At 71.7% G+C, this 13,223-nt stretch carries 14 protein-coding genes; 7 read left to right on the top strand and 7 right to left on the bottom strand.

Annotation, left to right across the window (positions count from 1 at the left end):
- The 4 genes from G127AT_RS12935 to G127AT_RS12920 all read left to right on the top strand — a co-directional run bounded on the left by G127AT_RS12935 (position 1) and on the right by G127AT_RS12920 (position 3,057).
- A complete protein-coding gene (locus tag G127AT_RS12935; RefSeq protein WP_210897525.1) occupies positions 1–261 on the top strand; it encodes an exodeoxyribonuclease VII small subunit in 261 nt (86 codons plus the stop codon).
- A complete protein-coding gene (locus G127AT_RS12930) occupies positions 261–896 on the top strand; it encodes a DUF4245 family protein (RefSeq protein WP_210897524.1) in 636 nt (211 codons plus the stop codon). Before G127AT_RS12935 ends, G127AT_RS12930 begins: the two co-directional genes overlap by 1 nt.
- 20 nt (positions 897–916) lie before the next feature.
- Complete coding sequence (locus tag G127AT_RS12925) at positions 917–1,573, top strand: carbonic anhydrase (RefSeq protein ID WP_210897522.1); 657 nt, start codon at positions 917–919, stop codon at positions 1,571–1,573.
- A gap of 77 nt (positions 1,574–1,650) precedes the next feature.
- Entirely contained in the window at positions 1,651–3,057 is a 1,407-nt protein-coding gene (locus G127AT_RS12920) for a class II fumarate hydratase (protein WP_210902138.1), read from the top strand.
- Between the two features lie 346 nt (positions 3,058–3,403).
- Here the strand turns inward: G127AT_RS12920 and G127AT_RS12915 are convergent, their stop codons facing one another.
- The 4 genes from G127AT_RS12915 to G127AT_RS12900 all read right to left on the bottom strand — a co-directional run bounded on the left by G127AT_RS12915 (position 3,404) and on the right by G127AT_RS12900 (position 7,585).
- On the bottom strand, positions 3,404–4,018 hold the full coding sequence (locus tag G127AT_RS12915) for a hypothetical protein (protein WP_210897520.1): 615 nt from the start codon (positions 4,016–4,018) through the stop codon (positions 3,404–3,406).
- A gap of 8 nt (positions 4,019–4,026) precedes the next feature.
- On the bottom strand, positions 4,027–5,418 hold the full coding sequence (gene phoH2 / locus G127AT_RS12910; protein WP_244857570.1) for an RNA 5'-3' helicase PhoH2: 1,392 nt from the start codon (positions 5,416–5,418) through the stop codon (positions 4,027–4,029).
- Between the two features lie 185 nt (positions 5,419–5,603).
- Positions 5,604–6,722, bottom strand: a complete 1,119-nt coding sequence (locus G127AT_RS12905; RefSeq protein WP_210897518.1) for an aminotransferase class V-fold PLP-dependent enzyme — start codon at positions 6,720–6,722, stop codon at positions 5,604–5,606.
- A 77-nt stretch (positions 6,723–6,799) separates the two neighbouring features.
- The gene (locus G127AT_RS12900; protein ID WP_210897516.1) at positions 6,800–7,585 is read right to left on the bottom strand and encodes an isoprenyl transferase; all 786 of its coding nucleotides are present in this window, start codon (positions 7,583–7,585) and stop codon (positions 6,800–6,802) included.
- A gap of 170 nt (positions 7,586–7,755) precedes the next feature.
- Here G127AT_RS12900 and trhA point away from each other — a divergent pair, with 170 nt between their 5' ends.
- Positions 7,756–8,493: a PAQR family membrane homeostasis protein TrhA gene (trhA, locus tag G127AT_RS12895; RefSeq protein WP_210902134.1), complete on the top strand. Its 738-nt coding sequence runs from the start codon at positions 7,756–7,758 to the stop codon at positions 8,491–8,493.
- Between the two features lie 39 nt (positions 8,494–8,532).
- On the opposite strand, the gene G127AT_RS12890 is transcribed toward trhA, so the two are convergent.
- Positions 8,533–8,907: a hypothetical protein gene (locus tag G127AT_RS12890; protein ID WP_210897514.1), complete on the bottom strand. Its 375-nt coding sequence runs from the start codon at positions 8,905–8,907 to the stop codon at positions 8,533–8,535.
- A gap of 68 nt (positions 8,908–8,975) precedes the next feature.
- Between G127AT_RS12890 and G127AT_RS12885 the strand changes: the two genes are divergently transcribed.
- Complete coding sequence (locus G127AT_RS12885; RefSeq protein ID WP_210897512.1) at positions 8,976–9,377, top strand: DUF4307 domain-containing protein; 402 nt, start codon at positions 8,976–8,978, stop codon at positions 9,375–9,377.
- 57 nt (positions 9,378–9,434) lie between these two features.
- Positions 9,435–9,917: a transcription elongation factor GreA gene (gene greA, locus G127AT_RS12880; RefSeq protein ID WP_210897510.1), complete on the top strand. Its 483-nt coding sequence runs from the start codon at positions 9,435–9,437 to the stop codon at positions 9,915–9,917.
- 70 nt (positions 9,918–9,987) lie between these two features.
- Here the strand turns inward: greA and G127AT_RS12875 are convergent, their stop codons facing one another.
- Entirely contained in the window at positions 9,988–11,508 is a 1,521-nt protein-coding gene (locus G127AT_RS12875) for a class I adenylate-forming enzyme family protein (protein ID WP_210897508.1), read from the bottom strand.
- A 94-nt stretch (positions 11,509–11,602) separates the two neighbouring features.
- The gene (locus G127AT_RS12870) at positions 11,603–13,222 is read right to left on the bottom strand and encodes an acyl-CoA dehydrogenase family protein (protein ID WP_210897506.1); all 1,620 of its coding nucleotides are present in this window, start codon (positions 13,220–13,222) and stop codon (positions 11,603–11,605) included.
- Position 13,223: the final 1 nt, after the last annotated feature.

The following is a 13,223-nucleotide window of genomic DNA, read 5'->3' as shown; positions in this document are numbered from 1 at the left end:
ATGGATGCCATGTCCTCCCCCGATATCGCACAGCTGAGCTACGAAGAGGCGCGCGACGAACTCGTCCGCGTCGTCGGCGAGCTCGAGCAGGGTCAGGCGAGCCTCGAGCACTCGCTCGCCCTCTGGGAGCGCGGCGAGGCCCTCGCCTCCCGCTGCGAGGACTGGCTGATCGGCGCGAAGGCGCGCCTGGACGCCGCACGACGCGGAGCCGGCGACGGCGGTGCGGATGCCCCTGGCGCCGACGCCGAGAACGACGCCTGATGGCCGAGAAAGCCCCCCGCGTCGTCGCCGAACTCGGCCGGCCGGAGACCGCGGCCGAAACGGCGGCCCGCAAGGCAGAGAACTCGCGCCGGCACCGCGATAGCCGCACGACGCGCAACGTCGTCGCCGCGCTGCTGGCGAGCCTCGTCATCGTCCTCGTCGTCGTCCTCGCCGTGCCGCGTTCGAACACGCCGATCACCCCCGAGGTCGATGTCGTCGCCGTCTCCGAGCAGGCATCGGCGGCCACCGGCGAGTCGCTCGCGGTTCCGGAGCTCGACGGATGGACGGCGAATGCGGCCGAGTTGCGCTCGAGCAAGGCGGAGGGGGTGACGGCCTGGTACACGGGCTGGATCACCCCGGGCAAGGAATTCATCGGCTCGTACCAGGCCTTCGACGCGAACCCGAGCTGGGTCGCCGGCATCCTGCAGAAGACGGCCGCGACCGGCACGAGCGAGATCGACGGCGTCACGTGGACCGTGTACGACCATCGCGACTCCGGCGACGACCTCGGCAATGCGCGCTACGGCATGGTCGCCGAGACGCCCGGCGCCGACTACGTGCTCCTCGGCACGGCCGACCCGGCCGAGTTCGCCGAGTTCGCCGAGGCCCTCGCCCCGAGCATCCGCGCCGAATAGCCCGACACCTGGAGGTCGCCGTGAACGCACGCACGCCCGAACGCCCCGTCACCCCGGCGGAGACCTGGCGCGAGCTGCGACGCGGCAACGATCGCTTCATCGCGGGTGCGCCGCAGCATCCGCACCAGGACGTGAAGCACCGCACCTCGCTCGCGCACTCCCAGCGGCCGCTCGTCGCCGTCTTCGGCTGCAGCGACTCGCGTCTGGCGGCGGAGATCATCTTCGACGTCGGCCTCGGCGACGCCTTCGTCGTCCGCAACGCCGGGCAGATCCTGTCCGACTCGGTGCTCGGCTCCCTCGAGTACGCCGTGGGCGTGCTCGAGGTGCCGCTCATCCTCGTCCTCGGCCACGACGAGTGCGGTGCGGTGCGTGCCGCGATCGACTCGCAGGCCGCCGACGCCGCCCCGCTTCCGGCGCATATCGCGAAGCTCGTCGACCACATCGTGCCGGCCGTGCGACGCGTCGCCGGCGGCGGCCCCGGGGCATCCATCGACCCCGCCGACGTCGACGCGAGCTACGTCGGCCGCGAGCACCTCCGCGACACCGTCGCCGAGCTCCTCGAGCGCAGCGAGATGATCAGCGACGGGGTCGCAGCCGGTACGCTGGCTGTCGTCGGCGCCAACTACCGCCTCCTCGAGGGGCGAGCCGAGACCGACCTCGTCGTCGGCGACATCTGACCCGGAACCCGGGCGGAGTCGACACCTGAAGCCGGGCCGATCGGGCCCGGCGGCAATCGAAAGGGAATCACACCGTGGTGGACAACGCGGACTACCGCATCGAGCACGACACGATGGGCGAAGTGCGGGTGCCGGTCTCGGCCCTGTACCGCGCGCAGACCCAGCGCGCCGTCGAGAACTTCCCCATCTCGGGATCCGGGCTCGAGCCGCAGCAGATCCAGGCGCTCGCTCGCATCAAGAAGGCCGCCGCCGAGGCCAACGCCCGCCTCGGCGTGCTCGACGCCGAGATCTCCCGGGCCATCCAGGACTCGGCCGACGAGGTCATCGCCGGCGAGCACGGCTTCACCGAGCACTTCCCCGTCGACGTCTACCAGACGGGTTCGGGCACGAGCTCGAACATGAACATGAACGAGGTCCTCGCGACCCTCGCGACCGCCAAGCTCGGCCGCGAGGTGCACCCGAACGACCATGTGAACGCCTCGCAGTCCTCGAACGACGTGTTCCCCACCTCGGTGCACATCGCCGTCACGAGCGCCCTCATCGACGAGCTCGTGCCGGCGCTGGACCACCTCGCCGTCGCCCTCGAGGCGAAGGCCGACCAGTGGGCCGGCGTCGTGAAGTCGGGCCGCACGCACCTCATGGATGCCACGCCCGTCACCCTCGGCCAGGAGTTCGGCGGCTACGCCCGCCAGATCCGCCTCGGCATCGAGCGCGTGCGTACCGCGCTTCCGCGCGCGGCCGAGGTCCCGCTCGGCGGCACCGCCGTCGGCACCGGCATCAACACCCCCGCCGGCTTCCCGCAGCTGGTCATCGAGCTCCTCCAGCAGGAGACGGAGCTGCCGATCACCGAGGCGGCCGACCACTTCGAGGCGCAGGCCAACCGCGACGGCCTCGTCGACGCGTCGAGCGCGCTGCGGACGATCGCGGTGAGCCTCACGAAGATCTGCAACGACCTGCGCTGGATGGGCTCCGGCCCGAACACGGGCCTCGGTGAGATCGCGATCCCCGACCTGCAGCCTGGCTCCTCGATCATGCCGGGCAAGGTCAACCCGGTCATCCCCGAGGCCGTCCTCATGGTCGCCGCCCGCGTCATCGGCAACGACGCGACGATCGCCTGGGGCGGCGCGTCCGGCTCCTTCGAGCTCAACGTGCAGATCCCCGTCATGGGCACGGCGCTGCTCGAGTCGATCCGCCTGCTCTCGAACGCGGTGCGGGTCCTCGCCGACAAGACCGTCGACGGGCTCGAGGCCAATGTGGAGCGCACGACGGCCCTTGCCGGCATGTCGCCGTCGATCGTGACACCGCTGAACAAGCTCATCGGCTACGAGGCCGCCGCGAAGATCGCGAAGCACTCGGTCAAGCAGGGCATCACCGTGCGCGAGGCGGTCATCGACCTCGGCTACGTGGAGCGCGGCGAACTCACCGAGGCGCAGCTGGATTCGGCCCTCGACCTGCTCTCGATGACGAAGCCGCCGCAGGCCTAACCGTTTCGCACGACCGGATGCCCCGGGGCCGCGCGGCCTCGGGGCATCCGTCGTCTGCGATGCGTTCGAGCGCGTAGCGTCGGGGCATGGACTTCGGCGGAACGCCCTGCCCGAACAGCCCGACCACCGACGCGCCGACGGCTTCCGCAAGCACTACGGCCCGGCCTACGCCGAGCGCATCTACTGACCGCGCCCGCCGAGGTTTCGGCAGCGCCGGGTGCGGTGGGCCGTTCCGAAAGCAGGCAGCAGGCGCCCGAATCGGTCGATCCGGCCTGCTTCCGGTGTCATCCGGTCGATCCGGCCTGCTTCCGATGACGAAGGCGCCGAAGGCCTGGCTCTGCTTCGGTTATCGTGCTTCGCCGGGACGCGGCAGCAGCATCGGCACCCCGAACTTGAACACGGCGATCGCGAAGGCGAAGAGCGCCGCCGCGATCAGCACCATGCCGCCGGGGGCGGCGTCGGATCCGCTCGTGCCGAACGCGTCGGCGAGCGACATGCCCATCGAGAAGCCCGCCGCCCAGTGGCCGAAGCCGATGCCGACGACCGCGAGCACGACGAGGCGGGCGACGCGGCGTGCGTCGAGGTTCCGGAGCAGCCCCCGCGGCCCGAGCACCGCGACGGCGGCGAAGACCGCGACGAGGGGCGCCCAGCCGGCCGCCCAGGCGACGACCCAGCCGACGGCGAGCCCCGGCGGCTCGCCGCGCGCGGCCATCGCCGCGTAGATCTCGGCGAGTTGCATGCCCGGCAGCTTCGCCGTCGGGTTCCACACGAGGATGTGCAGGGCCGCGAACGCGACCATCGCACTCACCCCGCACGCTGCGATGAGCGCCGTCGCACGTACCCCGATGCGTGCCGGGATCCCGGGGCGCGTCCGCCGGGCCGCCGGATCGGCCTCGATCGGGAGGAGGAGGCCGGCGACCGCGAGCGGCAGCCCGCCCAAGAGGAGCGCGAGGAGCACCATGTATCAGCTCAGCTCAGCTCGTTGACGTCGAGGACCTCGGCGACGAGGGCGGCGATCGCCGAACGCTCCGAGCGGGTGAGGGTGATGTGCGCGAAGAGCGGGTGGCCCTTCAGGGTCTCGATGACCGAGGCGACGCCGTCGTGGCGGCCGACGCGGAGGTTGTCGCGCTGGGCGACGTCGTGCGTGAGCACGACCTTCGAGTTCTGCCCGACGCGGCTGAGCACCGTGAGGAGCACGTTGCGTTCGAGGGACTGGGCTTCGTCGACGATCACGAAGGCGTCGTGCAGCGACCGGCCGCGGATGTGGGTCAGCGGCAGCACCTCGAGGATCCCGCGCGATTCGACCTCGTCGATGACGTTGTCGGAGACGACCGAGCCGAGGGTGTCGTAGACGGCCTGCGCCCACGGGTTCATCTTCTCGCCCTGGTCCCCCGGCAGATAGCCGAGCTCCTGCCCGCCGACGGCGTAGAGCGGGCGGAACACCATGATCCGCTTGTGCTGGCGGCGCTCGAGCACGGCTTCGAGGCCGGCGCAGAGGGCGAGCGCGGACTTGCCGGTGCCGGCCCGCCCGCCGAGGGAGACGATGCCGATCTCGGGGTCGAGCAGCAGGTCGATCGCGAGGCGCTGCTCGGCCGAGCGGCCGTGCAGGCCGAACACGTCCCGGTCGCCGCGGACGAGGCGGACCCGGCCGGCATCCACCACCCGGCCGAGGGCCGAACCCCGTTCGGACTGGATGACGAGCCCCGTGTTCACGGGCTGGCCCTCCGCGCCGTCGAGGTCGAGCTCCTCGTGCTCGTAGAGGCGCGCCATCTCCTGGGCGCCGAGGGCGAGCTCGGCCATGCCGGTCCAGCCCGATTCGGGCGCCAGTTCGGCGAGGTATTCCGCGGCATCCACGCCGATGGATGCCGCCTTCACCCGGAGCGGCAGGTCCTTGGAGACGACCGTGACGGCCACCCCGTCCTGCTGCAGGTTGAGCGCGCAGGCGAGGATGCGGGAGTCGTTGTCGCCGAGGCGGAGGCCCGACGGCAGCAGCGACGGATCGGTGTGGTTCAGTTCGACGCGGAGGGATCCGCCCTCGCCGACGGGGATCGGGAAGTCGAGCCGTTCGTGCTCGACGCGCAGTTCGTCGAGGATGCGCAGAGCCTGCCGGGCGAAGAAGCCGATCTCGGGGTCGTTGCGCTTGGCCTCGAGCTCGGTGATGACGACGACCGGCAGGATGACGGCGTGCTCGGCGAAGCGGAAGATCGCGCGCGGATCGCTGAGCAGCACCGAGGTGTCGAGCACGTAGCTGCGCTCGGCGGTCGCGGCGGCCGGCGGGGCCTCGCGGCGGGGTGCGGATGCCGGGCCGGCGCCGGCCCCTTCCGTTCGATCGGTCGATTTCGGCGTTCCGACAGAGGTCACGACCACTCCCGTTCCCGAGCTTCCGCCCGGTGGTGCGAGCCGGTTCGCGGTCCTCTCATCGAGCGGTTCGAGGCCGGCTCGATCGGGCACCTTGCCCGATGCCTCGAAGGTACGACGGCACCCACGGCATCCACCGGCACGACACGCGGTGCGGATGCCGGCTCACAGCCCGGCCGCAGCGGAGCTCAGTAGGCGGCGGCCGTCGAGTACGACACGAGGGCGCCGCGGAGCATGTCGAGCGTCTCCTCGTTCGTCGCGGAGTGCACGGAGAGCCGCACACGACCCTGCCGGGTCGTGGCCGAAACGCCGTGGTTGTGCAGGGATGCGGTGAGGAGCGTGACCTGCTCGGCGGGCGGTTCGAGGATGACGATCCCGGCCCGCTCACGCTCGTCGCGCGAGGAGGCGACGGCGACGCCGAACTCGTCGGCGAGGTCGATGACGCGGCTGACCCGTTCGGCGACGGCGGCCGAGATGACGTCGATGCCGACCGCGGCGATCTCCTCGAGGGCCGCGGCGAAGCGGGCGGCGGCGATCGGGTCGGGGTTCGTGACGCGGAACGCCCGGGCGCCGGGCGCAGGCGGCGGCACGAAGCCCCAGGGCTCGTCCTCCTCGGTACCGGTGAAGCCCGAGAACACGGGTGTGAGGCGCTCGGCCGCCCGGTCGGAGAGGGCGAGGAAGCCGGTCCCCCAGCCGGCGCGTACCCACTTCTGCCCGCCGGTGGCGATGACGTCGGCGGCCTCCCAGGCGGCGTCGGCGACCCCGAAGCCCTGGATGGCGTCGACGATGAGCAGCCGGTCGCCGATGACCTGCCGGATGCCCTCAAGGTCGGCGAGATAGCCGGTGCGGGAGTCGACGAGGCTCACGGCGACGGCGACGGTGGATGCCGTCAGCTGCTCCCGGATCTGCCCGGCGGTGACGCGGCCGTGATCGGTTTCGAGCCAGATCGGTTTCGCCGCGTGCAGCGCCTCCTCGGCGCGGACGGCCGCGATCGGCAGGCTCGGGAACTCCTCGGCCGACAGCAGCACGTCGCCGGTGAGGCCGAACATGGCGTGCATGAGGCCGGTGGTGGTGTTCGGCTGGAAGACGATCCGGTCGTCGGCGAAGCCCGTGACGCCCGCGACGGCCCGCCGCAGGCGCGCATCCTGCTCCCCGAAGACGTCCATGCTGCCGTAGCGGGCCCGCTGCAGCACCTGGGTGAGGGCGAGCGTCTCCTCAGCGGCGGTCGTCGAGAGGGGGCCGACGCGACCGTAGTCGAGGTAGCCCGGTTCCTCGGGGAATCCCGCGTTGAACTCGTCGATCGTCACTCGCGTGCCTTTCGTCTCGGTGGCTCGGTCCAGTCTCCCAGAATCCCGGGGGTCCGGGCGGAGCGGGCGCGTCGCGTTCAGCCGCCGAAACGGCGGTTCCGCGTCGAGTAGTCGCGGAGGGCGCGCAGGAAGTCGACGCGCCGCAGGTCGGGGCCGAGGGCCTCGACGAAATAGAACTCGCTGTGGGCCGACTGCCAGAGCATGAAGTCGCTGAGCCTCTGCTCGCCCGAGGTGCGGATCACGAGGTCGGGGTCGGGCTGCCCGCCGGTGTAGAGGTGCTCGCCGATGAGTTCGGGGGTGAGGCGCTCGGCGAGGTCTTCGAGGCTGCGGCCCTCGGCATGATGGTCGGCGACGATGGATCGCATGGCGTCGGTGATCTCGGTGCGCCCGCCGTAGCCGACGGCGAGGTTGACGTGCAGCCCGGTGTTGCCCGCGGTACGCTCCTCGGCGGCATCCAGCGCGGCCACGAGCGACGCGGGCAGCCCCGCGTCGGAGCCGACGTGCTGGACGCGCCAGTCGCGGTTCTCGGAGACCGCCTGCGCGAGCCCTGCGATGATCTCGACGAGGTCGCCGAGTTCGGGCGCCTCGCGGCTGACGAGGTTGTCGCTGGAGAGCAGGTACAGGGTCACGACGCGGATGCCGGCGTCGTCGCACCATTCGAGGAACTCGAGCATCTTCGCCGCGCCGGCGCGGTGCCCGTGGGCGGCGGTCTCGTAGCCGAGCTGCTTCGCCCAGCGCCGGTTGCCGTCGATGATCATCGCGACGTGCTCCGGCAGCGCCGCCTGGTCGAGGCCGCGTTCGAGGCGCGACTCGTAGAGGCGGTAGAGGATGCCGCGCCCGGCCGACCGATCACCAGATTTCACGCGACCACGCTACCGCTCCAGGGCGCCCTCCCTCACAGCCGATCGTGATGCTCCGGTCCTACCCTGAGTGCATGAGCCCCCGGAAAACGCCCGAATCCCCCGCTGCCGACGTCCTCGAGCGTTCGGCGGAGGACCATCCGGGCCCGGCCGGAGGCCGGAAGGATCCCGCGATGGATGCCGAACACTCCCCCGCAGCCGCCGACGGCGGCCCGCAGCTGCCGAACATCCCCCTGCTCGACGCCGCCGACGCCGATGCGGCCGTCGAGATCAAGCCCACCTGGCGCGGGTGGATCCACGCCGGCACCTTCCCCGTCACGATCGCGGCGGGCATCGTGCTGATCTCCCTCGCCCACGGCGCGCCGGCGAAGTGGGCTTCGGCCGTGTTCATGCTGACCTCGATGCTGCTGTTCGGCAACTCGGCCCTGTACCACCGCTTCAACTGGAAGCCCCGGACGAAGATGATCCTGAAACGGATCGACCACGCGAACATCTTCCTGCTCATCGCCGGCACCTACACGCCGCTGGCGATCCTCGCCCTGCCGCCGGACAAGGGCTGGCTGCTGCTCGGCTTCGTCTGGGGCGGGGCCCTGCTCGGCATCGGCTTCCGCGTGTTCTGGATCACGGCGCCGCGCTGGCTGTACGTGCCGATCTACGTGCTGCTCGGCTGGGCGGCGATGATGTACATCGTCGACCTCGTGAACGCGAACGTCGCCATGATGGTGCTCGTGCTCGTCGGCGGGCTGTTCTACACGGCCGGCGCGGTCGTCTACGGCATCAAGAAGCCGAACCCGTGGCCGGGTCGTTTCGGCTTCCACGAGATCTTCCACGTGTGCACGGTGGTCGCGTTCATGTGCCACTGGGCGGCGGTGCTGCTCATCGCCCTCGCGCCCGCGTACCACGCGGGCTGAGCGGCGTAGCGCGCGAGCCGGGCGGGGCCCGGCGTGCGCTCAGCGGCCCGTCGGGCCCTCGGCCGGGCCGGCCTCGCCCGGCTCGTCGGGGCGCGCCGGCGCATCCGCACCGGGGCCGGGCGCCTCACCGGCATCCACCGCCTGCCCGTCGCCCGCACCGAGCTCGTCGTCACGCGCCGCCGCTTCGGCCGCGAGGCGCTCGCGCACCTCGGCACGGTAGTTCGTGCGGCGGATGCGGCGCACCATGTCGATGATGAGGAGCACGACGACGATCGCGATGAGGAAGGTGACGATGAAGCCGACGACGCCGGGGGTCACATCGTTCGGATCGAAGTCCTCCTCCGCGGCGAGACGAGCCGCGAAGCCCTCGAACCGGACGGCCGTATCGGTGAATCCGGCGAGCATGGCGGTCATGGGACCTCTTTCAGGAGCGCGCGAATAAGCTAGTCCCGAGCCTAATCGATCCGATCGAGGAACCCCCTGTGACTGCTTCCGACGCCATCTCCGCGCGCTACGGGCGCACCCCGAAGCGCCGCCGACGTGACGTGCTCCTGCTGGCCGGCGGCGGGGTCTTCGCGGCCCTCGCGGTCATCGCCTGGGTGATCTGGGCCGGCCTCGACTCGCCGACGCAGATCCAGGCGAAAGACCTCGGCCACACCCTCCGCAACGACGAGCGGGCGGTGGATGTGACGTGGCAGCTCTCGGTGCCGGTCGGCACCGACACGGCCTGCGCCGTGCAGGCCCTGAACGAGGAGTTCGCCGTCGTCGGCTGGAAGGTCGTCGAGATCCCCGCCTCCGAGCGGCCGCTGCGCACCTTCACCGAAACGGTCCGCGTCGCCCAGGAGGCGAACACGGGTTTGATTTCGCACTGCTGGCTCACCTAACATGGGTCATTCGCCCTGGCAGTCCGCCAGGGCGTCACGTCTATCACGGGAGTGGATATGGCTGCCGTCACCTGGCTCACCCAGGACGCATACGACCGGCTCGCCGCCGAGCTCGAGGAGCTCAGCACGACGGGGCGGGAAGAGATCGCCAAACGCATCGAAGCGGCTCGCGAAGAGGGCGATCTCAAGGAGAACGGCGGGTACCACGCCGCCAAGGACGAGCAGGGCAAGCAGGAGGCCCGCATCCGTCAGCTCGCCGAGCTGCTGAAGCACGCCCAGGTCGGCGAGGCGCCGGTCTCGACGGGCGTCGTCGAGTCGGGCACCGTGATCACCGCCGAGATCGCCGGCGACCCGACGACCTTCCTCATCGGCAGCCGTGAGATCGCCGGCGACTCGGAGTTGTCGGTCTACAGCGAGCAGAGCCCGCTCGGCGAGGCCATCCTGGGCCTGAAGATCGGCGACGAGACGAGCTACCAGGCCCCCAACGGCCGTGACATCGCCGTGAAGATCACGGGCGTGGAGACCTGGGGCGGCAACTGAGCGCGTCGCATTCGACGAACGCGGCCCGGCATCCATCGGTGGATGCCGGGCCGCGTTCGTCTGGACGTGCTCAGGCCGCGGCCCGCTCCTCGTCGCGCAGCTGCCGTTTCAGGACCTTGCCGAGGGTGTTGCGCGGGATCGCCTCGACGAACCGGATCGCCTTGGGCGTCTTGTAGCCGGCGAGCTTCGCACGGCATGCCTCGACGAGCTCGGCCTCCAGGCCCTCGGCGGCCGTTCCCGGAGCGGCGACGACGAAGGCGATCGGCACCTCGCCCCAGGTCTCGTCGGGGCGGCCGACGACGGCGACGTCGGCGACGGCGGGGTGGGCGGCAAGCACCACCTCGAGCTCGGCGGGGTAGATGTTCTCGCCGCCGCTGATGACGACGTCCTTCACCCGGTCGACGAGGCGTACGAAGCCGTCCTCGTCGATGCGGCCGACGTCGCCCGAGCGGTACCAGCCGTCGGCGGTGATCGCGGCGGCCGTGGATGCTTCGTCGCGCCAGTACCCGGCGAAGCGCTGCGGGCCGCGGATGAGCACTTCGCCGGTCTCCCCCGGCGCGAGGGCCTGGCCCGTGGCCGGGTCGGCGACGGCGAGCTCGCCGCCGAAGACGGCCCGGCCGGTGCTGCCGGCGTGCGCGGCGCCTTCGCCGCCGAGGCGGAAGGCGACGGCGCCCGTGAACTCGGTGACGCCGTAGACGAGCTGGACCGGGACGCCGACGGCGGCGGTGAAGGCTCCGGCCAGCTCGTCGGCCACCGGCGCACCGCCGCAGGTCACGTTCACGAGGCTCGACGCATCCACCGGTCCGAGGCCGGCGACGTGGGTGAGCGCACGCAGCATGAGCGGCACGGTCATCATGGTCGTGATGCGCTCTTCCGCGATGGTGCGCCACACGGCGGCCGGGTCGAAGTCGCGTAGGAACACCGTCGCCGTGCCGCGCAGCACGTTCGCCAGCAGCGGTGCGAGCCCGCCGATGTGGAACATGGGGGCGACGAGGAGGAAGCGGTGGCCCGGTTCCCACGGGATCGTCGAAACCATGCCCTCGGCCGACCAGTACAGGTTCGCGCCGGTGAGCACGGCGCCCTTCGATCGCCCGGTCGTGCCGGAGGTGTACATGATGACGGCCGCATCGGCGGACGAGCCGGCCGGCTCCGCGCCGTGCGCGCGAGCGTCCGCGATGATCGCGCGGTAGTCGTCGGCGGTGTCGACGACGACGTGGCGGATGCCGGGGCGCGCCTGCCGCAACTCCTGCACCGCCGGACCGAAGGCCTCGTCGGCGAGCACGGCGACCGGTTCGCTGTCGTCGAAGACGTGGGCGAGTTCGGCCGCCGGCAGGCGCCAGTTCGCGATCACGGCGATCGCGCCGAGCCACGAGACGGCGAAGAGCGACGTCGCCAGGAAGTCGCTGTTCTTGGCGAGCACGACGACGCGGTCGCCGGCGCCGACGCCGTTCGCGTCGAGGTGCGCGGCCAGGGCGGATGCCTCGCGCTCGGCGGTGCGGAAGTCGATGCGGCGCTCGTCGGAGACGTATGCGGTCGCGTCGGGGTTCAGGCGTGCGCGTTCGCGCAGCAGTCGGGCGGGGGTCGGCTCCATTGTCGGTTCCCTTCGGGGTGGGTGGGTGGGGTGGGTGGATCGGGTGCGGCCGCCGCTGGTGTGCGGCGCGGGCGCGGGGTGCGCGGCGGCCGGCTCAGGCCAGGCGGTACCGGGCGATGATCGGCTCGAGATCGGCGCCGGTGCCGAGCGTGCCGTAGGCGTCGCCGTGCTCGCCGGCCAGGCGCGAGGCGACGAAGGCGTCGGCGACGGCGGGGTCGCCGTGTCGGACGAGCAACGCGCCCTGCAGGGCTCTCGCGAGCTCGCCGACGACGATGCGGGCACGGTATTCGAGCGTTCCGGGGTCGGCGAGGTGCCGCTCGAGCGAGCCGATGAAGGCGTCGTAGCGGCGGTCGACGCCGGCGGCCCCGCGGAGGAAGCCGAGGAGGGCTTCGAGGGTTTCGGGCTGACGGGTCATGGCCCGCAAGGCGTCGAGGGCGGCGACGTTGCCGCTGCCCTCCCAGACCGAGTTCAGCGGCGTCTCGCGGTACATGCGCGGCATCCTCGACTCCTCGACGTATCCGTTGCCGCCGAGGCATTCGAGGGCTTCGGCGGCGTGCTCGGGCCCGCGCTTGCACACGAAGTACTTCGAGACGGCGAGCCCGATGCGCCGCAGCGCGGCGGCCTGCTCGTCACCGGCGAGCGCGGCATCCGTGAGCGAGGCGAGCCAGAGCGCGACGGTCGTGGATGCCTCGGCCTCGACGGCGAGGTCGGCGAGCACGTTCCGCATGAGGGGCTGGTCGATGAGGCGTGCGCCGAACGCGCTGCGGTGGGCGGCGTGATGCACCGCCTGCTGCACGCCGTGGCGCATGATCGTCGCGGTGCCGAGGGTGCAGTCCAGGCGTGTGCCGTTGACCATCTCGATGATGGTGCGGACGCCCCGCCCTTCCTCGCCGAGGCGCCAGCCGATCGCGTTCTCGTACTCGAGTTCGCTGCTCGCATTGGATCGGTTGCCGAGCTTGTCCTTCAGCCGCTGCAGCCGGATGGCGTTGCGGCTGCCGTCGGGCAGCACCCGCGGCAGCACGAAGCAGGTGACGCCGCCGGGGGCGACGGCGAGGGTGAGCAGGATGTCGCTCATCGGCGCCGAGGTGAACCACTTGTGCCCCACGATGCGGTACGTGCCGTCGGCAAGCGGCTCGGCGCGGGTGGTGTTGGCGCGCACGTCGGAGCCGCCCTGCTTCTCGGTCATCGACATCCCGGCGGTGATGCCGGCCTTCTCGGCGGCCGGGCGCAGCCCCGGCTCGTAGGAGCCGTTCGTGAGCAGCGGCGTGTATCGGGCCGCGAGCTCCGGGTCGGCGCGGAGGGCCGGCACCGCGGCGTACGTCATCGTGACGGGGCAGCCGTGCCCGGCGTCCACCGCCTGCCAGAGGCTGTACTTGGCGGCCCGCACGAGGTGCGCGTTCGGGTCGGTGGAGGCCCACGGCGAGCCGTGCAGGCCGAACCCGACGGCGGTGCGCATGAGCTCGTGGTACGCGGGGTCGTAGTCGACTTCGTCGATGCGGTGCCCGTGGCGGTCGTGGGTGCGCAGCACCGGCGCGTTCCGTTCCGCGCGGTCGCCGAGTTCGAGGGCGTGGGCGCTGCCGGCGGCCCGACCGACCTCGTCGAGCTCGGCGGGCCGGGCGCCGGCTCGTTCGAGGGCCTCGCGGACGACGGGAACGGCCGCGGCGTCGTAGTCGACGAGCGGCGGGGGCTGGTTCAGGACCTCGTGGGTGATCATG

The sequence above is a fragment of the Agromyces archimandritae genome, assembly GCF_018024495.1.
GTDB classification, from domain to species: domain Bacteria; phylum Actinomycetota; class Actinomycetes; order Actinomycetales; family Microbacteriaceae; genus Agromyces; species Agromyces archimandritae.
The sequence above is the reverse complement of the archived record's forward strand: the minus strand, read 5'-3'. Positions and strand labels throughout refer to the sequence as shown.